Origin of the sequence: Microbacterium sp. YJN-G (assembly GCF_015040615.1) — a bacterium.
Classification (GTDB): domain Bacteria; phylum Actinomycetota; class Actinomycetes; order Actinomycetales; family Microbacteriaceae; genus Microbacterium.
The window spans coordinates 1,703,340-1,726,668 of sequence record NZ_CP060402.1 but is presented as its reverse complement, the minus strand read 5'-3'; the positions used below and the strand labels follow the sequence as shown (position 1 = coordinate 1,726,668).

Here is a 23,329-nt window from a genome sequence, read left to right as displayed (position 1 = left end):
CAGGCTGTCGCGGGGTCAGAGGCTCAGAGATTCCGACGCTCAGAGGGTCAGCAGCACCTTCGTGGCGCGGCGCTCGTCCATCGCCCGGTAGCCCTCGGCCGCCTGCTCGATGGGCAGGGTCAGGTCGAAGACGACCCCCGGATCGATCTGGTCGGTCATGATGAGGTCGATCAGCTCGGGCAGGAACCGGCGCACGGGGGCAGGGCCGCCGTGCAGATGCACGCTGGAGAGGAACAGTTCGAGCCCGTCGACGGAGACGTCGTGCGACACGCCGACGAATCCGACGTGCCCGCCGGGGCGGGTGGCCCGGATCGCCTGATCCATCGCCTCCTGGGTGCCGACCGCCTCGATGGTCGAGTGCGCACCGTACCCGCCGGTGGGCTCCTTGATGCGTGCGACGCCGTCCGCACCGCGCTCCTCGACGATGTCGGTGGCGCCGAACGCGCGGGCGAGAGCCTGGCGCTGCGGATGCCGTGACATCGCGATGATCCGCTCCGCGCCGAGACGCTGGGCGGCGAGGATGCCGAGCAGGCCCACCGCGCCGTCGCCGACGACCGCGACCGTCCTGCCCGGGCCCGCCTCCGCCGCGACGGCCGCGAACCAGCCGGTGCCCAGCACGTCGGAGGCGGCGAGCAGGCTGCGCGCCTGGGCATCGGTAGGGGTGCCGGGGATCTTCACGAGGGTGCCGTCGGCGAGCGGGATGCGCGCGTAGTCGGCCTGCGTGCCGATCGAGCCCATCATCACCTGGTGCGCGCACCGCGACTGGTAGCCGGCCTGGCAGATCTCACAGGTGTTGTCGGAGGCGACGAACGATCCGACCACGTGGTCCCCGATCGCGAGTCCGGTCACCGCGTCACCGATCCGCTCGACGACGCCGATGTACTCGTGTCCCATCCGCGTGGGCCGGCGCAGTCGCTCGTGTCCGCGGTACGGCCACAGGTCCGAGCCGCAGATGCAGGTCGCCGTGATGCGGATCACCGCATCCGTGGCTTCGACGATCTCGGGCTCCGGTACGTCCTCGACGCGGACGTCGCCCGGCGCATGCATGATCACTGCGCGCATCTCGTTCTCCTTCTGTGGGTGGTTCCATCATGACGGACGCGAAAAACCACTTCCCGCACGGGAAACCGGTGCACACCGGGTTTCTCGCGCGGGAAGTGGTTTCTCAGCGCAGTGGGCGATCAGACGCCGTAGTAGAGCTCGAACTCGTACGGGTGCGGACGCTGCGCCATGGGCAGGATCTCGTTGTTGTACTTGTACTCGATCCAGGTGTCGATGAGCTCCTGGGTGAACACGCCGCCCTCGAGCAGGAACTCGTGGTCGTTGCGGAGCGCCTCGAGCGAGTCGAGCAGCGAGTTCGGCACCTGCGGGATGTTCTTGGCTTCCTCCGGGGGAAGCTCGTACAGGTCCTTGTCGATCGGCTCCATCGGCTCGATGCGGTTCTTGATGCCGTCCAGGCCCGCCATCAGCTGCGCGGCGAAGGCGAGGTACGGGTTGCCCGAGGCGTCCGGAACGCGGAACTCGATGCGCTTGGCCTTCGGGTTCGAACCGGTCAGCGGGATGCGGATCGCGGCCGAGCGGTTTCCGGCCGAGTACGCCAGGTTGACCGGAGCCTCGAAGTGCTTCACCAGACGGTGGTAGCTGTTCAGCGTCGGGTTGGTGAAGGCCAGCACGGCGTGCGCGTGCTTGAGCAGACCGCCGATGTACCAGCGGGCGACGTCGCTGAGCTGGCCGTAGCCGGCCTCGTCGAAGAACAGCGGCTTGCCGTCGAGCCACAGCGACTGGTGGGTGTGCATGCCCGAGCCATTGTCGCCGAACAGCGGCTTCGGCATGAACGTGACCGTCTTGCCCCACTCCTCGGCCGTGTTCTTGATGATGTACTTGAACTTCAGGATGTCATCCGCCGCGCTGACCATCGTGTCGAAGCGGTAGTTGATCTCCTGCTGACCGGCGGTGCCGACCTCGTGGTGCGAGCGCTCCAGGTGGAAGCCCGAGTCGATCAGGCGCAGGGTCATGTCATCGCGCAGGTCGGCGGTCTTGTCGACCGGGGCGACGGGGAAGTAGCCGCCCTTGAACGGCGTCTTGTTGCCCAGGTTGCCGCCGTCCTCCTCGCGGCCCGAGTTCCAGGCGGCCTCTTCGGAGTCGACCTTGTAGAAGCTCTCGCCGGCGGTGACCGAGTAGCGCACCTCGTCGAAGATGTAGAACTCCGCCTCGGGGGCGAAGTACGCGGTGTCGGCGATGCCGGTGGAGGCGAGGTACTTCTCGGCCTTCTTGGCGACCTGGCGCGGGTCCTTGCTGTAGATCTCGCCGGTGCGCGGGTTGTAGATGTCGAAGACCATGACCAGCGTCTTCGCCTCGCGGAACGGGTCGATGTACGCGGTGGTCACATCGGGGATCAGCTGCATGTCGGACTCGTGGATGCTGGCGAAGCCGCGGATCGAGGAGCCGTCGAAGAGCTGACCGTCACGGAAGAAGTCCTCGTCGACCGTCGACGCCGGGATGTTGAAGTGCTGCTGCACCCCCGGAAGATCGGTGAAGCGGATATCGAGGAACTTGACGTCGTTCTGCTCGATGTAGCGAAGGACCTCGGCGGGTTCTGTGAACATGTAGCACTCCTGATCGGGGTTTCGGCTCTAAGCAACCTTACGCAGGTTATGTCGGCGGCGTTTCCCGGCCGTGTCCGCTGTGTTTCGGGCATGTTACGCGTGCTCGGTAGGCTGTAGAGGTGAACGACTACCCCGGCGAACGCCTCGGACTGCCCTCCACCGGACCCCGCAGCATCGCCAGGATCGGGCGCCGGATCGGGGCGCTGGCCATCGATTACCTTGCGGCGACGATCATCGCGACCGGGTTCCTCGGCTACGACCAGTTCGCGCTGCCCGGTGAGGCCGGCTGGCGGCAGTTCGCGCCGATGATGGTGTTCGCGGTGCTGCAGATCGTGTTCATCCCCACCCTCGGCGGCAGCCCGGGCCACCGCATCCTCGGCATGCGCGTCGTGCGGTACGGCGGCGGCTGGGTGGGCCTGTGGCGACCCATCCTGCGCACCCTGCTGCTCGTGCTGGTCATCCCCGCCGTCATCTGGGATGCCGATCAGCGCGGCCTGCACGACAAGGCCGCAGGTACCCTGCTCATCCGCGCCTGATCAGGCGTGCCCGCGATTGCGCCGACGTGCCTCGCGCGGCGCCCGCCCGCCGAGGAACGACTTCGCCGGGTCGACGACGTAGCCCTGCCGCAGCAGCTGGCGGCCGATCAGCATCCGGAAGCCCATCTCATCGCGATTGGTCAATGTGACCTCGCCCGAGACGTCGTGGCCGACCAGCCGCATCCGCATCGTGACCACCACCCGGGTCTCGGCGTGACCGGACGAGCTGCGCACGGCGCGCCGGTCGTGCACGCGGCATTCGTACACCACGGCATCCTCGCGGCTCTCCTGCCAGGGGTGCACCTCGAAGCGCACCCAGTCCTCGCCGTCGCGGGTGAACTCGGTCACGTCGAACGCATGCAGCGACGACGTACGGGCGCCGGTGTCGATCTTCGCCTTGATCCAGTCCACGCCGAGATCGGGCAGGCTCACCCACTCGCGCCAGCCCGTGGACGTGTTTGAATGAGAAGACCGATTCACCCCTACATCCTGGCAGGAAACATCTGTGAAGATCGCCGTTCTCTCGCGGGCACCGCAGTCGTACTCCACGCAGCGCCTCCGGGCCGCCGCGCAGCAGCGGGGCCACAATGTGAAGGTCCTCAACACCTTGCGGTTCGCGATCGATCTCACCGCCGATGCGCCCGATCTGTTCTTCCGCGGCCGCCAGCTCAGCGACTATGACGCGGTCCTTCCCCGCATCGGCAACTCGATCACGTACTTCGGCACGGCGGTGGTGCGCCAGTTCGAGCAGATGGACGTGTACACACCCAACACCGCCAACGGCATCTCCAGCGCGCGCGACAAGCTGCGCGCCAACCAGATCCTCTCCCGCCACAACATCGCCATGCCCCCGACGGCGTTCGTGCGCAACCGGGCGGACGTGCGCCCCGCCATCGAGCGGGTCGGCGGTGCGCCTGTCGTCATCAAGCTGCTCGAGGGGACGCAGGGGATCGGCGTCATCCTCGCCCCGCAGGTGAAGGTCGCCGAAGCGATCATCGAGACGCTGCACTCCACGAAGCAGAACGTGCTCATCCAGAAGTTCATCGCCGAGAGCCGCGGACGCGACATCCGCGCCCTGGTCGTGGGCGACCGGGTGGTCGCCGCGATGCGACGCGTCGCCGACGGCGACGAGTTCCGCTCGAACGTGCACCGCGGCGGGCGGGTCGAGCCCGTCACGCTCGACCCGGTGTACGAGCAGACCGCGGTGCGCTCGGCGCAGATCATGGGCCTGCGGGTCGCCGGTGTCGACATGCTCGAGAGCGACGGGGGCCCGCTGGTGATGGAGGTCAACTCCTCGCCGGGGCTGCAGGGCATCGAGGCGGCCACCAAGCTCGACGTGGCCGGTGCCATCATCGACTACATCGCGAACCAAGTCGCGTTCCCCGACATCGACATCCGCCAGCGACTGAGCGTCTCGACCGGCTACGGGGTCGCCGAGCTGCTGATCCACTCCGGCGCCGAGCAGGTGGGCATGAAGCTCGGCGAACTGGGGCTGTGGGACCGCGACGTCACCGTGCTCACGCTGCATCGCGGTGTCAGCGTCATCCCGAATCCGCGCAAGCACGTCGTGCTCGAAGCCGAGGATCGGCTGCTGTGCTTCGGCAAGCTCGAGGAGATGCGCTCGATGATCCCCGAGAAGCGCCGCAGGCGCCCGCGGGTGCGGCGGCTGCCCAAGGAGCCGCTGGCCGAGTGACAGCACGAAGAAGCGGCCCCTCTCTCGCAGGAGAGGGGCGCCGCTTCTTCGTGCTCAGGGGGCGTGATCAGCGCGGACGCTGCGCGCGCACCTTCGTCGGGTCGATGCCCTTCGGGATCGGCAGCGACGACAGCGACTGCGACACCGACTCGATGCGGCGGATGACCGCGGCCATGGTGGCCTTGTCGATCGCCTTGGGAAGCTTCTTGATGGTCTTGGAGAGGTCGGCGATCGCCACCTCGTCGTCGCCGTGGCCGACGTACAGCACCGTCACGGGCACGCCGTGCGCGACGCGCTGCGCCTTCTGGCGCTCTTCGTTGACGAGACGTGTCAGACGACCGCGGGTTCCCTCGCCGACGACCACGATGCCGCCGCGGCCGATGGCCCGGTAGACCGCCTCCTGCGTCTTCGGGTTGATGCCCACCGGGGTGTCGGAGGCCTGCCAGCGACGCCCGAGGCTGGTGCTGAGCACGTGACCGCTGGCGCCCGGCATCCCGTCGATCTTGGCGTACATCGCCTTGGTCGACAGACGGGTCATGAGGAACATCGCCCCGAGCACGCCGAGCATGAGGCCGGTGATGCCCCAGAGGACGAGCGAGAGCACGGTGCCGCCGCCGAGCAGGTAGCCCAGGATCAGGCCGATGAGCACTCCGGCGATGAGGATGGCGATCTGCGCCCACGGAAGCCAGCCGTATACCTCGCGGGTGAACCGGAAGAGGGAACGGATCTGGGAGAAGAAGCCGGGTCGCTTCTCGACGTCGGGAGCACGCTTTGCCATGGGTAACAGCCTACCGAGTCATGGCTGTGCGGTTCGCCCTGCACATCTGACGGATCTGCGGCATTCATCCACAGCCACCGGGAATGCCGGCCCGCCGGATGCCCGGGTGGACTGTCATGGTGGGATGGACGACGTCGAAGAGGGCGCCCCGGCGCTGGTGCCCGGCGCGCATCGGGTCATCCGGCGCCTGGATGCGGAGGACAGCGCGTTCGCCGGTGATCTCGTCAGCGACGGGGACCGGCAGCGGGTGCGTGCACCTGCGTCTGCCGTGGATCCGGTGCTGTGGGAGTTCGCCGGGGCCGAGCACGTGGCGGGGGTGCGCGATGTCGTGCGGGCGCGGGACGGCCACGATGCGCTGCTGCCGTGGTGCGCGGATGCGGTCGACGTGCTGCTCGCCCGTCGCGCGAGCGCGGAGGATCCGCTGACCGCGGGGGAGGTCGTCACCCTGGTCGGCAGCATGCTGCGCGGCATCGTCGAGGTCGCCGACCGTGACCTGCGCGGCCGATGGTGGCTGGACGACGCCGCGCGCCCGGTCTTCGTGCCCGGCGAGGGCGCGGCGTGCGCGCCGGCCGCGGCCGGGATCATCGATCGTCTCCGGCAGGACCGCGCCGACCGAGCCCTCGATCGGGTGCTGGAGCAGATCGCGGCTCAGGCGGGCGACCACCGCCTGGTCGCGCGCCATCTGGACGAATGGGAGCGGACGCTCACGGAGCTCGCCGCACCGCGTCCGCTGAACCGCGATGTGCACGCCCCGGAGCGGGTGCGCGCCATTCCGCTCCATCGTGAGCGGATGCGGGAGCCGCAGGATGCCGGAGAGCGGCCGGCGCTCCGTGAGCGGGTCGCCGGGTTGAGGATGCGCGTGGCCGCGAGTGTGCTGGCACTGCGCGAGCGGTGGCGGGACCGGACTCCCCGCCGCCCCGGACACGTGTGGGAGGACAGCGAGAGTGGCGCACGGCCACCGAGGGGCCGGATGCTGCTGGTGGGCGCCGCCGCCGCCGGAGCCGTGCTCGTCGGCGGGCTGCTCTGGCCCGGTGGCGACGACTCGTCGGCGACGGAGCGCGTCCCGGCCGGCATCGAGACGAACGCGCCGGAAGAGACCCCGGCGGCGGCCGGGGCGACGGCCGCCCCCGCGACCGGAGAGGCGGTCAGTGAGCAGCCGGAACCGGATGCCGGTGGCGAGACGCATGCCGATGAGCCGGCCGCCGGAACGCCCGAGCACAGCGCCACGCTCCTGCTGAAGAGGATCGACGCCTGCAGGGCCGAGGAGGATGCCGAATGCGCCGACGCCGTGGTCGCCGGGAGCGGGGCCGCCGCGCGTGAACGGCTCGGCCCTGACAGCGCGCGGCGAGCGGTCACGCTCATCGAGGACTACGGCGACATCGCCGTCATCCGCCTCGCTCCGGATGACGGCCACAGCGAGCAGATGCTCGTGATCGTGCGCCAGAACGACGGATGGCTGGTCCGCGACGTGTATGACGTCGCCGACCAGCCATCCGGGAAGGGCTGAGCGGTCTCAGCTGCCTGCGCTGATTCAGATACCCAGCGTTGCGGCGAAGTCCGCGGCCTCCAGGCGGTTCTTGATCGCACCGAGGAAGCGGGCGGCGTCCGCACCGTCGATCGTGCGGTGGTCGTACGAGATCGCCAGGTACACGTACGAGCGCACGGCGATCGCGTCGACGCCGTCGACCGTGACCACACCGGGGCGCTTGAAGACGACACCCGTGCCGAGGATCGCCGACTGCGGCAGGAACACCAGCGGCGTGTCGAACAGCGCACCGCGCGAACCGGTGTTGGTCACGGTGAACGTGCCACCGGCCAGCTCGTCGGGCTTCAGCTTGTTGTCACGCGTGCGGGCGGCGAGGTCCGCGATCTCGTGGGCGAGCTGCGCGATGTTCTTCGACGCCGCGTCGCGCACCACGGGGGTGAGCAGACCGCGCTCGGTGTCGACGGCGATCGAGATGTTCTCGGTGGCCGGGTAGACGATGTTGTTGTCGGCGTCGACCGTCGAGTTGATGATCGGGAACGCCTGCAGCGCCTCGGCGGCCGCGAGGGTGAAGAATGGCAGGAACGACAGCTTGTCGCCGGTCTTCTGCTGGAACTCGTCCTTCTTCGCGACGCGGTACGCGGCGAGCTTGGTCACGTCCACCTCGATGAACGTGGTCAGCTGGGCGGTCTGCTGCATCGAGGCCACGGCACGCTCGGAGACGACCTTGCGCAGGCGCGACATCGGCTGGGTCGTGCCGCGCAGCGGCGAGACCTCGAGCGGAGCCGGCGCCGGAGCAGCCGGTGCAGCGGCGGCGGGAGCCTGCGCCTTGGTCTCGGCGGCCTTCAGCACGTCCTCCTTGCGGATGCGTCCGCCGACACCGGTGCCGGTGACGGTCGCGAGGTCGATGCCCTGCTGGCTCGCCAGGCGGCGCACGAGCGGGGTGACGTAAAGCGTGTCATCCGAGGCGGCGGGCTCGGCAGGAGCGGCCTGCGCGGGAGCTGCGGAGGCGGGAGCCGGCGCGGCGGGAGCCGGAGCGGCCGGAGCCGGAGCGGACTGGGGCGCCGGGGCGGCGGGCTGAGCGGGAGCCGGTGCAGCAGGAGCCGCGGCCGCAGGAGCCGGCGCGGCGGGCGCAGCAGGTGCCGGGGCGGCGGGTGCCGGAGCAGCCTCGGGGGCCGGGGCGGCGGGCGCTGCTGCCGGAGCGGCGGCGCCCGAGCCGATGCGGGCGAGCACGGCGCCGACGGCGACGGTCTCGTCCTCGCCGGCGAGGATCTCCTGCAGCGTGCCTGCGACCGGCGAGGGGATCTCGGTGTCGACCTTGTCGGTGGAGATCTCGAGCAGCGCCTCGTCGACGGCGACCTCGTCTCCGATGGCCTTCAGCCAGCGGGTGACGGTGCCCTCGGTGACGCTCTCGCCGAGCTCGGGCAGGACGACGTCCGTGGCGTCGCCGGAGGCGGCGGCCGGGGCGGGCTCGGCGGGAGCCGCGGGGGCAGCGGCCTCGGCGGCGGGAGCAGCGGGTGCCTCAGCGGCGGGCGCGGCCTGCGCGGGTGCTGCCTCGGCCGGTGCGGCCTCAGCAGCGGGGGCGGAGGCCGCGGGGGCGGCATCGCTCGAACCCGCACCGCTGCCGTCGCCGATGCGCGCGAGCAGCGCGCCGACCTCGACGGTCTCGTCCTCGGCCACGAGGATCTCCTCGATGACGCCGCTGACCGGTGAGGGGATCTCGGTGTCGACCTTGTCGGTCGAGATCTCGAGCAGGCCCTCATCCGCCTGCACCGTGTCGCCGACCTGCTTCAGCCAGCGAGTGACCGTACCCTCGGTGACGCTCTCCCCGAGTGCGGGAAGGACCACGGGTGTGCTCATGACGGAGTCTCCTTCAGAAATCTGTGACGCCACAAGCTTAGTGACCCGGGCGCCGGGTTGGTGCGCTTCAGAGTGCGTGGAGCGGTTTTCCGGCGAGAGCGAGGAAGGCTTCGCCGAGTGCCTCGCTCTGCGTCGGGTGCGCGTGGATGAGGGGCGCGATGTCCTCGGGGTGCGCCTCCCAGGAGACAGCGAGCTGTCCCTCGGTGATGAGCTCGCCGACACGGTCGCCGAGCAGGTGCACGCCGAGGACCGGGCCGTCCTTCTGGCGCACGACCTTCACAGTCCCACCGGTGCCGATGATCTCGCTCTTGCCGTTGCCGGCCAGGTTGTACTCGTACGCGACCACGGCATCCGCACCGTGCGCCGCCACGGCGGCCTCCTCGGTGACGCCGACCGACGCCACCTCCGGGCTGCAGTAGGTGACACGGGGGATCTGGGTCTCGGGCAGGGCGGCCACGTCCATGCCCGCGATGCGCTCGGCCACGGCGATGCCCTGCAGGAAGCCGCGGTGCGCGAGTTGCAGGCCGGGCACGATGTCGCCGACGGCCCACACGCCCGGCACGCCGGTGCGCAGCTGCTCGTCGACGGTCACGAAGCCGCGATCGAGGGTGATGCCGGCCTCTTCGAAGCCCAGACCAGCGGTCGCCGGTCCCCGCCCGACGGCGACGAGCAGGTAGTCGGCGCTGAAGGCCTTGCCGTCCTCGAGGGTGACGGTGACCTGGCTCTCGTCCTGCTCGGCCTTCTGGAAGCGGGTGCCGAGGTTGTAGGCGATGCCCTTGCGGCGGAAGGCACGCTCCAGGCCCTTGCTGAGAGCGATGTCCTCATTGGGCACGAGGTGCGGCAGCGCCTCGACGATCGTGACCTCGGCCCCGAAGGAGTGCCAGACGCTGGCGAACTCGACGCCGATGACGCCGCCGCCGAGCACGATGACCTTCTTCGGCACCTCGTCCAGCTCGAGCGCCTGCTCGCTGGTGAGGATGCGTCCGCCGATCTCCAGGCCGGGCAGCGTGCGGCTGTACGACCCGGTCGCGAGCACGACGTCGGCGCCGGTGTAGCGGTCATCGCCCACGCTCACGGTGCGGTCGGCCTCGAGCCGGCCCTCACCGGGGATGACGGTGATGCCGCGCGCCTTGATGAGGCCCTCCAGGCCCTTGAACTTCTTGGCGACGATGCCCTCGCGGTAGGTGCGCACGCCCGCTGCGTCGACGGAGTCGAACGTGGCGGTGACGCCGACGGATGCCGCGGTGCGGACGTGATCGGCGACCTCTGCGGCGTGCAGCAGAGCCTTGGTCGGGATGCAGCCGCGGTGCAGGCAGGTGCCCCCGACCTTGTCCTTCTCGATCAGGGCGACTTTCTTGCCGAGCTCGGCTGCCCGGAGCGCCGCGGCGTAGCCGCCGCTGCCGCCGCCGAGGATGACGAGGTCGTACTCGTGAACTGCCATCAGGCCTCCTTGACTGATGCGCGTGCGAACGCGATGAGAGAGCGGACCGCCACGCCGGTGGGGCCCTTCTCGGTGAAGCCGTACGGGGAGCCCTTGTGCTCCGACGAACCGGCGATGTCGAGGTGCACCCAGGGGATGCGCGGTGCGTCGTCGGCATCCGAGACGCGGCCGATGAAGCGCTGAAGGAACAGCCCGGCGAACATCGATCCGCCGGAGCGGTCGCCCATGTTCGCGTTCACCATGTCGGCGATCTGCGAGTCGAGCGACTCCTCCATGTAATCCGGCAGCGGCAGGGCCCAGGCGAGCTCGCCGACCTGCCCGGCCGCGGCGAGGTACTCGGCGACGGCGGCGTCATCGCCCATGACGCCGGTGTGCCGCATGCCGAGCGCGACGATGATCGCGCCGGTGAGCGTGGCCACGTCGATGATCACATCGGGGTTCTCGCGGCTCGCGGCGACCAGGCCGTCGGCCATCACCAGGCGGCCCTCGGCGTCGGTGTTCGTCACCTCGACCGTCTGGCCGTCGAGTATCCGCAGCACGTCACCGGGGCGGGTGGCGCGGCCCGAGGGCATGTTGTCGGCGATGCACATCCAGGCGGTCACGCGCACCGGCAGGCGCAGCGCGGCGATCGCGCGCACCGCGGCCAGCACGGTCGCCGCTCCCGCCATGTCGAACTTCATGCCGAGCATGCCGGTGGCGGGCTTGAGCGAGAGACCGCCGGTGTCGAAGGTGATGCCCTTGCCGACCAGCGCGATGTGCCGCACGGCGCCGGCGGGGGAGTAGCTCAGGCGCACCAGGCGCGGCGGACGGTCCGAGCCGCGGCCCACGCCGAGGATGCCGCCGAAGCCCTGCTCCTCGAGCTGGGTCTCGTCGAGGATCTCCACCTCGATCGGCAGCGCCTCGACCGAGTCGGCGGCGGTCTGCGCGAGCTGCGCCGGGCTCTGCCACTCGGCGGGCACCGACACGAGGTCCTTCACGAGGGCGACCGCCTCGGCCACCGCGCGTGCGCTCTCGAGCGCCTCGTCGGCGAGCTCCGGGGCGTGCAGCACGAGCGTCTTCGCCGGTGCCGGCTTCTTCTGCGAGCGGTAGTCGTCGAAGCGGTATCCGCCCAGCAGGGCGCCCTCGGTCGCGGCATCCGCGAACTGCTCGAGTCCCGGAGCGAAGCCGATCGCCACGGTGTCGAAGCCGGTCAGGCTGCGTACCGCCGTGGCGACGGCATCCCGAACACTCGGCGCCGTCGGCGCCGGACCGGCGCTGACCACTGCGAGGGGCAGGGCCGTCACGGCGGGAAGGTGCATCCGCGCGAACGCGGAGGCGGTGCCCTTGTAGCCGACGGCGGCGAGCGTCTCGGTGAGCCCCTCGTAGCCGGACAGGGTCTCTGCCGAGCTCTCGGGTTCGGGGATGACGAGCACTGCGGCGTCTGCAGGACTTCCAGGGAACGGATCGGTCGTGTGCGAGATCACGGGAAGCGTCATGTCTCCATCCTAGGGAGCGGCCGCAGGCTCTCGCGGACACGGCCGGCTCCGTGTTCGCTGTCAGCATGAGTGCCGCCCGCCGCGCCGACCTCCCTGCTCGTAGCATTGAGTCATGCCCTTCTCCGCAGAGCTGTTCGACTCGATCCCCGGCGCCCCGGACGTGCCGACCGGCCTGCCGCTGGTCATCCTGCTCACCGGATTCACCGACGCCGGGAGCGCGGTGTCGGGCCTGATCGACCACCTGAACGAGACGGCCGACCCCCAGCCGCTGGTCGTATTCGACAACGACGTGCTGCTGGACTACCGCGCGCGGCGCCCGGTGATCGTCTTCGACCAGGACCACCTGACGGAGTTCCGCCCCGCCCGTCTGGAGCTCTCCCTCGCGCACGACGCGCTCGGTCAGAAGTTCCTGCTGCTCGCGGGCTACGAGCCCGACTTCGCCTGGAACGCGTTCACCGCCGCGATCGTCAGCTTCGTCGACGCCTTCCAGGTGTCGGCGGTGAGCTGGGTGCACTCCATCGCGATGCCCGTGCCGCACACCCGGCCGCTGGGCACCACCGTCAGCGGCAACCGGCGCGACCTCATCGCCGCCCATTCGGTCTGGCGTCCCCGCACCCAGGTACCTGCCACGGCCGGGCACCTTCTGGAGTACCGGCTCATCGAGCACGATGTGCGGGTCGCGGGATTCGTGCTGCTCGTGCCGCACTACCTGGCCGACACCGAGTACCCCGACACGGTGCTCGCCGCCGCGGACAAGCTCATGATCTCCACCGGGCTCGTGCTGCGCATGGACGAGGTGCAGCAGCGCCGCGAGGAGTTCCTCACGCGTGTGGAGGAGCAGGTGCACGGCAACGAGGAGCTCACCCAGATGCTCCACACGCTCGAGCGGCGCCACGACGCGTACATGGCCGGACGCGATGAGGACGGCGACGGCGAGGATGCTTTCGACGAGCGCGACCTGCCCAGCGCCGACGAACTCGCCGCCGAACTGGAGCGCTACCTGGCCAATCGCCGGCCCGGTGACGAGGACAAGCTCGGCTGACCCGACGCGCGGGTCCCGCGAGGATGCCGGATGCTCCGGGGTGTGCGATAATGGATGTCCGACCCGTTGTCAACCATCGCGCCCACCCCGGCCGGGCTTGACAAGGGTCTTACTAGTGTCCGAAAAGGCCCGGAGCGCGTGCACCGCTCCATGAAAGGCGAAACGTGACTCCTGCCACGACCAAGAAGACCCGGACGACCACGAAGAAGACCGCCGCCGCAGACGTGGAGACCCCTGAGGTCGACGCCGCGGCGGAGGCGGTGGAGGCCGCCGAGAAGAAGCCGGCGAAGAAGACGGCCGCGAAGAAGCCTGCCGGCAAGCGCGCCGCGAAGAAGGACGAGCACGTCGACACCGACGACGAGGCCGCCGAGACCGCCGACGCGGAAGAGGAGGAGGGCGACAAGAAGCCCGTCTTCACCGAGCCGCTGCCGACGGGTGCGATCGTCATCTCCTCGAGCGACGAGGATGACGTCCCTGTCTACTCCACGCAGATCACCGGCGCGACCGCCGACCCGGTCAAGGACTACCTGAAGCAGATCGGAAAGGTCGCGCTGCTGAACGCGGCCGAAGAGGTCGAGCTCGCGATGCGCATCGAGGCCGGTCTGTTCGCCGAGGAGAAGCTGTCGACGATGTCGGCGGCCGAGAAGTCCAACCAGCTCGGACTCGACCTGCAGTGGGTGGCCCGTGACGGCCAGCGCGCGAAGAGCCACCTGCTCGGCGCGAACCTGCGACTCGTCGTCTCGCTCGCCAAGCGCTACACCGGCCGCGGCATGCAGTTCCTGGATCTCATCCAGGAGGGCAACCTGGGTCTGATCCGTGCCGTCGAGAAGTTCGACTACACCAAGGGCTTCAAGTTCTCGACCTACGCCACCTGGTGGATCCGTCAGGCCATCACCCGCGCCATGGCAGACCAGGCCCGCACCATCCGCATCCCGGTGCACATGGTCGAGGTCATCAACAAGCTCGCCCGCGTGCAACGCCAGATGCTGCAGGACCTGGGCCGCGAACCCACGCCCGAGGAGCTGTCCCGCGAACTCGACATGACCCCCGAGAAGGTCATCGAGGTGCAGAAGTACGGCCGCGAGCCGATCTCGCTGCACACCCCGCTCGGCGAGGACGGCGACAGCGAGTTCGGTGACCTGATCGAGGACACCGAGGCCGTGGTCCCCGCGGACGCGGTGGGCTTCACCATGCTTCAGCGCCAGCTCGAGCAGCTGCTCGACTCGCTGTCCGAGCGCGAGGCCGGTGTCATCCGGATGCGCTTCGGCCTCGGCGACGGCCAGCCCAAGACGCTCGACCAGATCGGAGACACCTTCGGCGTGACGCGTGAGCGCATCCGCCAGATCGAGTCGAAGACGATGGCGAAGCTGCGTCACCCGAGCCGGTCGCAGTCGCTGCGGGACTACCTCGAATGATGTCGGCGGCGCCCCAGGCCAGGTCAGCCGGTCTGCGGTACGTCTTCCCCGTGTTGGCGGGCAAGGTCGCGCGTTTCGCGACCCGCCTGCGCGGGGGAGGCTCGGCGTTCCCTGGTTACCTCACCAACCGTCTGGCACCCTCGCTGCTGCCGACCCTCGCCGACCAGTTCCGGTACGGCGTGGTGTTCGTGCTGGGCTCGAACGGCAAGACGACGACGACCCATATGGTCAGCGAGATCCTGCGGGCGCACGGGCTGAAGGTGTTCACGAACCCGACGGGCGCGAACCTGCCGCAGGGCGTCACCAGCGCACTGCTCGCGGACGCCACCCTCACCGGCCGCATCCGCGCCGATGTGGCGGTGCTGGAGGTCGATGAGGGCTACGCGGCCGACCTGGCCGACCAGCTCTCGCCTGCGGTCATCCTGTCGCTGAACGTTCAGGTCGACCAGCTGTACCGGTTCTACGAGACCGAGCGCGTCGCCGACATGATGCTCGAGGCATCGAAGCGCGCGCATTCGCACGTCGTGGTCAACCGCGATGACCCGTATCTGAGCAAGATCGACGTGTCCGCCATGCGGGCGCCGGTGTCGTTCTTCGGCGTCGCGCCCGAGATCGTCGCGGCCTCCGCGCACGGGCTCTCGAACGCGGCCGACACGCGCAGCGGCAACGCCGGCATCCAGACGCGCGATGCGTACTCCGAGGTGCGCGGCGTCGACGGCCGCGACGTCACGGTGCGGGTCGGGGGGCAGGATGCTGCGGTGCGGCTTCCCGCGCGCGGCCTGCACTACGCGGCCGACGCCGCGGCGGCGCTGGCGGTGGCATCCCGCGTGCTCGGCGAGGGGTTCTCCGTCGACCGCGCCGCGGACGGCTTCGCCCGCATGGCGCCCGCCTACGGGCGCGGCGAGGTCATCCCGCTGCGACGCGACCCCGCCGGCGAGCAGGTCGAGTTCGTCATGTTCAAGAACGCCCCCAGCCTGCAGATGAACCTGGATGCGCTGGACGGCACGCCCGAGCACGCGCTGATCGCCATCGACGAGGGCACGCCCGACGTGTCGTGGCTGTACGACGTGGACTTCGACGCGCTGGAGTCGGTGGATGTCGTCACCGGCGAGAAGGCGTACCAGCTCGCGCTGGCGCTCGAGCACGCCGGGGTGCGCATCGGAACCGTCGAACCCGACATGGAGAAGGCGGTCGCGATGATGCGCGAGCTGCCGCCGACGGCTGCCGGACGGCAGACCTGGTTCGTGAACTACGAGCTCATGATGATCGGCCGCAGGATCCTCGGCCACGGCGACCAGGAGGTGGCCCGCCGATGACCACGACCGTGCGCATCGCCCAGCTCTACCCCGACACGCTCGGCGTCACCGGCGACCGCGGCAACGTCCGCGCCCTGCAGCGTCGCCTCGAGCGAGCCGGCGTGACGGTCGGGTTCCATCCCGTGGCCGTCGGCGACGAGCTGCCCGCGGACCTCGACATCCTGATCATCGGCAACGGACCGCTGTCGGCCATGCGCGGCGTGCACGCCGATCTGGCCGCTCGCGGTGACGGCATCCGCTCCTTCGTGGCGGACGGTGGCGCTCTGCTGGCCGTCGGCGGTGGCGCCGAGCTGCTCAGCAGCGGCGTCACGACGCTGGACGGCGAGCGGCTCGACGGCCTTGGCGTGTTCGACGCACAGGTCGAGCGCACCCGTCGCCGTAAGGTCGGCTACATCGTCGTCGAGACCGCCGCCGGCCGGGTCATCGGATTCGAGGACTACGCCAGCGAGTGGACCCTCGCGAACCCCGAGCACGGCTTCGGCCGGGTGGCCTTCGGCCAGGGCAGCTTCGCGGTTCCCGCAGCGGGGCAGGCATCCGCGCGCGGCGAACTGGTGCGTGTGCAGAACGCCTTCGCGTCGAACGTGCAGGGCCCGCTGCTGCCGCTGAATCCCGAGCTCTCACGCGAGCTGCTCACCGCGGTCGCGAACCGGCGCGGCATCGAGCTCGACCTCGGCCGCGACGTCGAATCGCTCGACGCCTACGCCGCAGGCGCCCGCGCCGCCATCGAGTCGCTCGTGCACGGCAAGGGCTTCAACACCATCCAGCTCTGAGTCGGAGGCGAGACATGCCAGGCAGCGCCGCGCCACGCGCGATCCTCTCCCGGAGTGCGCTCGAGCGCAATGCCGCCGCGCTGCTCTCCGTCGGCGGGCTCGCGGATCTGCGGCATGACGCCTACGGGCACGGAGCCGATGAGGTCGCACCGATCGTCGCGCGGGCCGGTGCCACCGGGATCCTCGTGGACGGGCCGGAGATGGCGGACCGCCTGACGCCCGTCGGCATCCCGGTGGTGATCGACGGCGCCGCCGATGCCGGACCGCACCGGCTGTTCGGCATCCCGGATGCGTCGATGATTCCACCCGCCGAGCCGGTGATGCGGCTGGAGGGCCACGTCCTCTCCACCAAGCCGCTGCTGGCCGGCGAGGCGGTCTCGTACGGGTACACGCATCGTGCCGAGCGCGACACGACGGTCGCGCTCGTCACCGGCGGCTACGCCCAGGGGATCCTGAGGGCGCTCGGCAACCGGGTGCGCGTGCAGGTCGGCGAGCGCACGCACCCCATCGTCGGGCGCATCGCCATGGACGTGTGCGTGGTCGATCTGGAAGGGGCGGATGCCGATGCCGGCAGCGCCGTCGTCTACTTCGGGGGTACCGGCGCGATGCGCGACGCCCTCGGCCGCTGGTCGCAGGCCACCGGCCTGACCGCCCTGGAGATGGCCGTCGTCACCGGCCGGCATGTCGAGCGGGAGTGGATCGCATGAGCAGCCCAGTGCTGGAGATCTCGCGGAGCGCATTCCGCGCCGACATTGCCGCCGTGCAGGCGCGCCTGGGCGAGTCGGAGCTGATGCTCGTCATGAAGGACGACGCGTACGGGCACGGCATCGACTGGGCCGTGGGCGAGGCCGCGAGCGCCGGCGTGGAGTGGTTCGGCGGGCACGACATCCCGACAGCACTGCGCATTCGCGAGCACACGGCACGGCGGGTGTACGCCTGGGCCACCTCATCCGCGGCGGAGGCCGAGCAGGCGATCCGCGCCGGGATCGACCTCGGCGTCGGCACGGCCGCATACCTGTGCACCGTGCTCGACGCGGCCGAGAGCGTCGGCACAGCGGTGCGGCTGCACCTGAAGATCGACACGGGCCTGCACCGCAACGGCTTCCGTCCCGAGGAGTGGCCGGAGGCGGTCGCCGTCGCCCGGAATGCCGAAGCGCGGGGCATCGCGCGGATCGTGGGCGTGTGGAGTCATCTCTCCGAGGCCAGCGACGACGAGGACGACGCCTCGCAGGAGGTCTTCCGCACCGCGACCCAGCAGCTGACGGATGCCGGCGGCACCCCCGAGGTGCTGCACCTCACGGCGTCCGCGGCCTCGTGGTGGCGGCCCGAGCTGCGCGGCTCGCTCAGCCGCATCGGCGCGTTCTGCTACGGCATCCGCTCGGCCGACGGGCCGGAGCTCGAGGGGGTGACGCTGATCTCGCGACTGGTGGCGACGGTGGATGCCGTGGAGGACGGCCGGGTGCGGATCGGCGTCGGCGGGTTCCACGGACTGCCGTCGATCCTGACGGGCGCCGAGGTCGCGACCCCGGGAGGTCTGCGCCCGATCATCGCGATCGACGGCGACAGCACCACGGTGGAGGCATGGCCGGGTGCTCGTGTCGGCGATCGTGTCGTCGTGTTCGGTCCCGGCGCGGACGGGGAGTCGGATGCCACCGCTCTTGCGGAGCGGATCGACACGGTCGGCGAGGAGATCATCACGCGGCTGACTGCCGGGGTGAGGCGCGTACTCGTCGACTGACGAGCACGCGCGAGTTCGATCAGCTGCTGGGTTCGATCAGCTGCTGGGTTCGATCAGGCGCGCGGTCTCGTCGTGCCAGCTGGTCGCGACGGCGCGCAGCTTCTCTTCGTACTTGCGTCCGTGGTGTGCGCAGAAGAGCATCTCGGTACCGTTCACCTCGGCAGCGATGTAGGCCTGCGCTCCACAGGAGTCGCACCGGTCCATCGCGGTGAGGCGGTACTCGACGGTCTCTCGCTCAGTCGTAGCGTTCATCTCGGTGCCTCCTCAGCGGTCGGGTCGTTTCGAGGTCGTGCTCAATACAACCACGCGCCGGCTGAACACATGCCCGGTTCTCGGCGTGTTTCGCTGTGCGCGTACGCGGCGCCCGGCCGCTTGCGCACGGGGGAGTGTCGCGGTGCCGGGGCGTGCGGGGTCGAAGATAGAATCGAAAACTGTGACCGCCGAGTATTCCGCCCATCATCTCCAGGTGCTCGAGGGCCTCGAAGCCGTTCGCAAGCGCCCCGGCATGTACATCGGATCCAACGGATCGCCGGGCCTCATGCACTGCCTGTGGGAGATCATCGACAACTCCGTCGATGAGGCGGTCGCCGGCAACGGCGCCAAGATCGACATCGTGCTGCACGCAGACGGCAGCGTCCAGGTCTCCGACCGCGGTCGAGGCGTCCCCGTCGACGTCGAACCGCGCACCGGCCTGACCGGCGTCGAGGTCGTGTACACCAAGCTGCACGCAGGCGGAAAGTTCGGTGGTGGATCGTACGCGGCATCCGGCGGTCTGCACGGCGTGGGCGCCTCGGTCGTCAACGCCCTCTCCGAGCGTCTGGACGTCGAGGTCGACCGCGGCGGCAAGACGTACGCGATGTCGTTCCACCGCGGCGAGCCGGGTGTGTTCGACGACGACGGTGAGCCGCGGCCTGACGCGCCCTTCACACCGTTCGAGCAGCGCAGCGAGCTGCGAGTGATCGGCAAGGTGGCCAAGGGTGTCACGGGCACGCGGGTGCGCTACTGGGCCGACCGCCAGATCTTCACCAAGGACGCGGCCTTCCAGCTCGCCGAGCTCGAGAACCGCGCGCGTCAGACCGCGTTTCTCGTGCCCGGGCTCGAGATCGTCGTCCGCGACGAGCGCGCTTCCGCCGCCGCATCCTCGCCCGAGGAGGGCGACGGCGGGCCGGTCACCACCTCGTACCTGTACGAGGGCGGCATCTCGGAGTTCGCGGACTACCTGTCCGCCGACGCCCCGATCACCGACACCTGGCGCATCCAGGGCACCGGCACATTCACCGAGACCGTGCCCGTGCTGCAGTCCGACGGCCACATGAAGCCGACCGAGGTGCTGCGCGAGTGCGAGGTCGACATCGCGCTGCGCTGGGGGACCGGCTACGAGACGACGATCCGCTCGTTCGTGAACATCATCGCCACGCCGAAAGGCGGCACGCACCAGCAGGGCTTCGAGCAGGAGCTGCTGAAGACGCTGCGCGGTCAGGTGGAGCAGAACGCGCGCCGGCTGAAGGTCGGCAACGACAAGCTCGAGAAGGACGACGTGCTCGCCGGGCTCACCGCCGTGCTCACGGTCACCGTGCCCGAGCCGCAGTTCGAGGGCCAGACGAAGGAGGTGCTCGGCACACCCGCCGTGCGCTCGATCGTCGCCCAGGTCATGCGCCGTGAGCTCGGGGCCCGATTCACCTCGACCAAGCGCGACGACAAGAACCAGGCGTCGATGCTGCTCGACAAGATCGTCTCGGAGATGAAGGCCCGCGTCTCAGCACGGGCGCACAAGGAGACCCAGCGACGCAAGACGGCGCTGGAGTCGTCGTCGCTGCCCGCCAAGCTCGTCGACTGCCGCTCGAACGACGTCGAGCACAGCGAGCTGTTCATCGTCGAGGGCGACTCGGCTCTGGGGACGGCCAGGCACGCGCGCAACAGCGAGTTCCAGGCGCTGCTGCCCATCCGGGGAAAGATCCTCAACGTGCAGAAGGCCTCGGTCAGCGACATGCTCGGCAACGCCGAGTGCGCCGCGATCATCACGACGATCGGCGCGGGTTCCGGCCGCTCGTTCGATCTCAGTGCGGCGCGCTACGGCAAGATCATCCTGATGAGCGACGCCGACGTCGACGGTGCGCACATCCGCACGCTGCTGCTCACGCTGTTCTTCCGCTACATGCGTCCGCTGGTCGAGGCCGGCCGGGTGTTCTCGGCCGTGCCGCCGCTGCACCGGGTGATCGTCATGAACCCGGGCTCGAAGCCGAACGAGACGATCTACACGTACTCCGAGGCCGAGCTGCACGCGCTGCTGGCCAAGCTGCAGAAGGCAGGCAAGCGCTGGCAGGACCCGATCCAGCGGTACAAGGGCCTCGGTGAGATGGATGCCGATCAGCTGGCCAACACGACGATGGAGAAGTCGGGCAGGCTGCTGCGCCGGGTCACCATCGAGGACGCCGAGTCGGCGGATGCCGCGGTGCGCACCTTCGAGCTGCTGATGGGCAGCGAGGTGGCGCCGCGCCGCGAGTTCATCATGACCTCCAGCGACCGTCTCAGCCGCGAGGCCATCGACGCCTGACAGGCTTGCCTGCGCAGTCCTCGCTGTCTGGGGCCCTTCGAGAGCCTCAGGGACCCAGACGGGTCGGGCCCTTCGAGAGTCTCAGGGACCGAGACGGGTCGGGCCCTTCGAGAGTCTCAGGGACCCAGACGGGTCGGGCCCTTCGAGAGCCTCAGGGACCCAGACGGGCTCAGGGGAGGGTCAGCCGATCGCGGTGCCGACGAAGGCGATGACGGCGTCCAGCGGCTGACCGGAGCCGTCGCGCTTCGCGCCCGGCTCCGGCAGCTGGCGCGCGGCGCCGTCCGACCCGACCGCCCGTGGTTCGACGCCGACCCACGCCAGGCGCAGTCGGTCCTCGCCCTTCAGGAAGGCGTGCGCGCGCACGCCCCCTGTGGCACGGCCCTTGCCGGGGAACTCGGCGAACGACGACACCTTCGCGCGTCCCGCATCCGCTCCGGCGATCATGCCGTCGGAACCCGAGACGGTGACCACCACCGCCTCGTCGGCCGAGGTCACGACCGTGAACGAGATCACCTCCGCCGACGCTCCGAGCTTCACCCCGGCCATGCCACCTGCCGGCGCGCCCTGAGGGCGCACGTTCGACGCGGCGAAGTGCAGCAGCTGCGCGTCCGAGGTGACGAAGACCAGCTCGGTGTCATCGGGGGCCGGTGCGGCGCCGATCACGGCATCCTTCGGCTTGAGTCCGATGATCTCCAGCTCGGGGCGCACCGCGAGGGCCGAGGGCACGATGCGCTTGACGACGCCGTCCTTGGTGCCCAGCGCCAGCGGGGTGTCGTCGTCGAAGCGGATCAGAGCCAGGACGCGCTCGTTGCGGTCGGTCAGGCCCAGGTAGTCGGCGATCCGCACGCCCGCGCCCAGCCCCACGGACGAGCCCGGCACCGCGGGGATGTCGACGGGGGTGAAGCGCAGCACGCGCCCGGTCGAGGTCACGGCGCCGATCTCGCTGCGCGTCGTGGTCTCGAGCCGCGCCACGATCGCGTCGTGCTTGCTGCGTCTCGCCGGCGTGGCCAGCACCGCACCCGGCTCGAGGTCGACGCGAACCGCGCGGCCGGTCGTCGACAGCAGCAGTGTGGTCGGTGCATCCGCGATCTGCAGATCGGCCGCCGACTTCGAGCTGCGGGCCTTCGGGGGAGCGGCGTTCAGCAGCAGCGTGCGACGGTGCGTGCCGAACTGCTCGGCGACGGCATCCAGCTCCTGCGCCACCTGGGCGCGCACGAGCGCCTCGTCGCCCAGCAGCCGCTCGAGCTCGGCGATCTCGGCGAGCAGCTTGTCGCGCTCGGCTTCGAGCTCGAGACGCGAGAACTTCGTCAGGCGCCGCAGGCGCAGCTCGAGGATGTACTCGGCCTGCACCTCGTCGAGCTCGAACACCTGCTGCAGGCGCGCCCGGGCGGTCTCGGAGTCATCGGAGGAGCGGATGACCTGGATGACCTCATCGATGTCGAGGATCGCCAGCAGCAGGCCGCGCACCAGGTGCAGTCGCTCGTTGCGGCGCGCCAGGCGGTATCGGCTGCGGCGGGTGACGACCTCGACGCGGTGCTGCAGGTACACCCGCAGCAGCTCCTTCAGCCCCAGCGTGCGGGGCTGGCCGTCGACGAGGGCGACGTTGTTGATCGAGAACGAGTCCTCGAGGGGGGTGAAGCGGAACAGCTGCTCGAGGACCGCCGCCGGGTCGAACCCGGTCTTGACCGTGATGACCAGCCGCAGGCCGTTCTTGCGGTCGGTGAGATCCTGCACGTCGCTGATGCCCTGCAGCTTCTTGGCGCCCACGGCATCCTTGAGCTTCTCGATCACCCGCTCGGGGCCGACCTGGTACGGCAGCTCGGTGACGACGATGCCGGTCTTGCGCGGTCCGAGAGGCTCGATCGACGTCTTGGCACGCAGCCTGAAGGCGCCGCGCCCGTTCTCGTAGGCGTCCTTGACGCCGTCCAGGCCCATCAGGATGCCGCCGGAGGGGAAGTCGGGGCCGGGCACGAACTCCATGAGCTCGGCCGTGGTCGCATCCGGGTTCTCGAGCAGGTGGTTCGCGGCCGCGACGACCTCGATGAGGTTGTGCGGGGCCATGTTGGTGGCCATGCCGACGGCGATGCCGCTCGCGCCGTTGACCAGCAGGTTCGGGAAGGCCGCGGAGAGCACCGCGGGCTGCTGGAACTGTCCGTCGTAGTTCGGCACGAAATCGACGACGTCCTCGTCGAGGCTCTCGGTCATCGCGAGAGCGGATGCCGCCAGGCGAGCCTCGGTGTACCGCGACGCGGCGGGGCCGTCGTCGAGGGAGCCGAAGTTGCCGTGCCCGTCGACCAGCGGCACGCGCAGTGCGAAGTCCTGGGCAAGGCGCACCAGCGCGTCGTAGATGGCCGAATCGCCGTGCGGGTGCAGCTTTCCCATCACCTCGCCGACGACGCGGGCGCTCTTCACGTGTCCGCGGTCGGGTCGCAGGCCCATTTCGGCCATCTGGTACAGGATGCGGCGCTGCACCGGCTTCAGCCCGTCGCGGGCATCCGGCAGCGCGCGCGAGTAGATCACCGAGTATGCGTACTCGAGGAACGAACCCTGCATCTCCTGGGACAGATCGATGTCCTGGATGCGCTCCTGTACGGGCTCGGATGACGAGGGCTTTGGCATGGA

At 69.9% G+C, this 23,329-nt stretch carries 19 protein-coding genes; 10 read left to right on the top strand and 9 right to left on the bottom strand.

The window, feature by feature from the left end; all coding sequences use genetic code 11:
• Positions 1-39: 39 nt before the first annotated feature.
• Together H7694_RS08125 and glnA are read right to left on the bottom strand one after the other, a co-directional pair.
• Entirely contained in the window at positions 40-1,062 is a 1,023-nt protein-coding gene (locus H7694_RS08125) for a zinc-dependent alcohol dehydrogenase family protein (protein ID WP_193598987.1), read from the bottom strand.
• 119 nt (positions 1,063-1,181) lie between these two features.
• Positions 1,182-2,606: a type I glutamate--ammonia ligase gene (glnA, locus tag H7694_RS08120; protein ID WP_193598986.1), complete on the bottom strand. Its 1,425-nt coding sequence runs from the start codon at positions 2,604-2,606 to the stop codon at positions 1,182-1,184.
• A 119-nt stretch (positions 2,607-2,725) separates the two neighbouring features.
• Between glnA and H7694_RS08115 the strand changes: the two genes are divergently transcribed.
• Positions 2,726-3,142, top strand: coding sequence for an RDD family protein (locus H7694_RS08115; RefSeq protein ID WP_193598985.1), 417 nt, complete (start codon positions 2,726-2,728; stop codon positions 3,140-3,142).
• On the opposite strand, the gene H7694_RS08110 is transcribed toward H7694_RS08115, so the two are convergent.
• Positions 3,143-3,622, bottom strand: a complete 480-nt coding sequence (locus H7694_RS08110; RefSeq protein ID WP_193598984.1) for an ATP-dependent zinc protease — start codon at positions 3,620-3,622, stop codon at positions 3,143-3,145.
• A gap of 25 nt (positions 3,623-3,647) precedes the next feature.
• Here H7694_RS08110 and H7694_RS08105 point away from each other — a divergent pair, with 25 nt between their 5' ends.
• Positions 3,648-4,835 (top strand): RimK family alpha-L-glutamate ligase, encoded by a 1,188-nt coding sequence (locus tag H7694_RS08105; protein ID WP_193598983.1) that lies wholly within the window; start codon positions 3,648-3,650, stop codon positions 4,833-4,835.
• Positions 4,836-4,902: 67 nt separating this feature from the next.
• Here H7694_RS08105 and H7694_RS08100 read toward each other — a convergent pair whose 3' ends face one another.
• Positions 4,903-5,613 (bottom strand): DUF4191 domain-containing protein, encoded by a 711-nt coding sequence (locus tag H7694_RS08100; RefSeq protein ID WP_193598982.1) that lies wholly within the window; start codon positions 5,611-5,613, stop codon positions 4,903-4,905.
• A gap of 124 nt (positions 5,614-5,737) precedes the next feature.
• Between H7694_RS08100 and H7694_RS08095 the strand changes: the two genes are divergently transcribed.
• Entirely contained in the window at positions 5,738-7,120 is a 1,383-nt protein-coding gene (locus H7694_RS08095) for a hypothetical protein (protein ID WP_193598981.1), read from the top strand.
• 24 nt (positions 7,121-7,144) lie between these two features.
• On the opposite strand, the gene sucB is transcribed toward H7694_RS08095, so the two are convergent.
• From sucB to H7694_RS08080, 3 genes are all read right to left on the bottom strand, one after another.
• Positions 7,145-8,956, bottom strand: a complete 1,812-nt coding sequence (gene sucB, locus H7694_RS08090; RefSeq protein WP_193598980.1) for a 2-oxoglutarate dehydrogenase, E2 component, dihydrolipoamide succinyltransferase — start codon at positions 8,954-8,956, stop codon at positions 7,145-7,147.
• Positions 8,957-9,023: 67 nt separating this feature from the next.
• The gene (lpdA, locus tag H7694_RS08085) at positions 9,024-10,397 is read right to left on the bottom strand and encodes a dihydrolipoyl dehydrogenase (protein WP_193598979.1); all 1,374 of its coding nucleotides are present in this window, start codon (positions 10,395-10,397) and stop codon (positions 9,024-9,026) included.
• Positions 10,397-11,872, bottom strand: a complete 1,476-nt coding sequence (locus H7694_RS08080; RefSeq protein WP_193598978.1) for a leucyl aminopeptidase — start codon at positions 11,870-11,872, stop codon at positions 10,397-10,399. Before H7694_RS08080 ends, lpdA begins: the two co-directional genes overlap by 1 nt.
• A gap of 112 nt (positions 11,873-11,984) precedes the next feature.
• Here H7694_RS08080 and H7694_RS08075 point away from each other — a divergent pair, with 112 nt between their 5' ends.
• The 6 genes from H7694_RS08075 to H7694_RS08050 all read left to right on the top strand — a co-directional run bounded on the left by H7694_RS08075 (position 11,985) and on the right by H7694_RS08050 (position 18,153).
• Positions 11,985-12,914: a proteasome assembly chaperone family protein gene (locus H7694_RS08075; RefSeq protein ID WP_193598977.1), complete on the top strand. Its 930-nt coding sequence runs from the start codon at positions 11,985-11,987 to the stop codon at positions 12,912-12,914.
• Positions 12,915-13,078: 164 nt separating this feature from the next.
• A complete protein-coding gene (locus H7694_RS08070) occupies positions 13,079-14,329 on the top strand; it encodes an RNA polymerase sigma factor (protein ID WP_193598976.1) in 1,251 nt (416 codons plus the stop codon).
• Complete coding sequence (locus H7694_RS08065) at positions 14,326-15,645, top strand: MurT ligase domain-containing protein (RefSeq protein WP_193598975.1); 1,320 nt, start codon at positions 14,326-14,328, stop codon at positions 15,643-15,645. The genes H7694_RS08070 and H7694_RS08065 overlap by 4 nt, the downstream gene beginning before the upstream one ends.
• On the top strand, positions 15,642-16,415 hold the full coding sequence (locus tag H7694_RS08060) for a hypothetical protein (RefSeq protein WP_193598974.1): 774 nt from the start codon (positions 15,642-15,644) through the stop codon (positions 16,413-16,415). Before H7694_RS08065 ends, H7694_RS08060 begins: the two co-directional genes overlap by 4 nt.
• 14 nt (positions 16,416-16,429) lie before the next feature.
• Entirely contained in the window at positions 16,430-17,122 is a 693-nt protein-coding gene (locus tag H7694_RS08055) for an alanine racemase C-terminal domain-containing protein (RefSeq protein WP_193598973.1), read from the top strand.
• Positions 17,119-18,153 carry an alanine racemase gene (locus H7694_RS08050; protein WP_193598972.1) on the top strand — a complete coding sequence of 345 codons (1,035 nt, stop codon included), beginning with the start codon at positions 17,119-17,121 and terminating at the stop codon, positions 18,151-18,153. Before H7694_RS08055 ends, H7694_RS08050 begins: the two co-directional genes overlap by 4 nt.
• Positions 18,154-18,189: 36 nt before the next feature.
• Here the strand turns inward: H7694_RS08050 and H7694_RS08045 are convergent, their stop codons facing one another.
• On the bottom strand, positions 18,190-18,405 hold the full coding sequence (locus H7694_RS08045) for a hypothetical protein (protein WP_193598971.1): 216 nt from the start codon (positions 18,403-18,405) through the stop codon (positions 18,190-18,192).
• 181 nt (positions 18,406-18,586) lie between these two features.
• Between H7694_RS08045 and H7694_RS08040 the strand changes: the two genes are divergently transcribed.
• On the top strand, positions 18,587-20,707 hold the full coding sequence (locus H7694_RS08040) for a DNA gyrase/topoisomerase IV subunit B (protein WP_193598970.1): 2,121 nt from the start codon (positions 18,587-18,589) through the stop codon (positions 20,705-20,707).
• Between the two features lie 180 nt (positions 20,708-20,887).
• Here the strand turns inward: H7694_RS08040 and H7694_RS08035 are convergent, their stop codons facing one another.
• Complete coding sequence (locus H7694_RS08035; protein WP_193598969.1) at positions 20,888-23,326, bottom strand: DNA topoisomerase (ATP-hydrolyzing) subunit A; 2,439 nt, start codon at positions 23,324-23,326, stop codon at positions 20,888-20,890.
• Positions 23,327-23,329 lie beyond the last annotated feature (3 nt).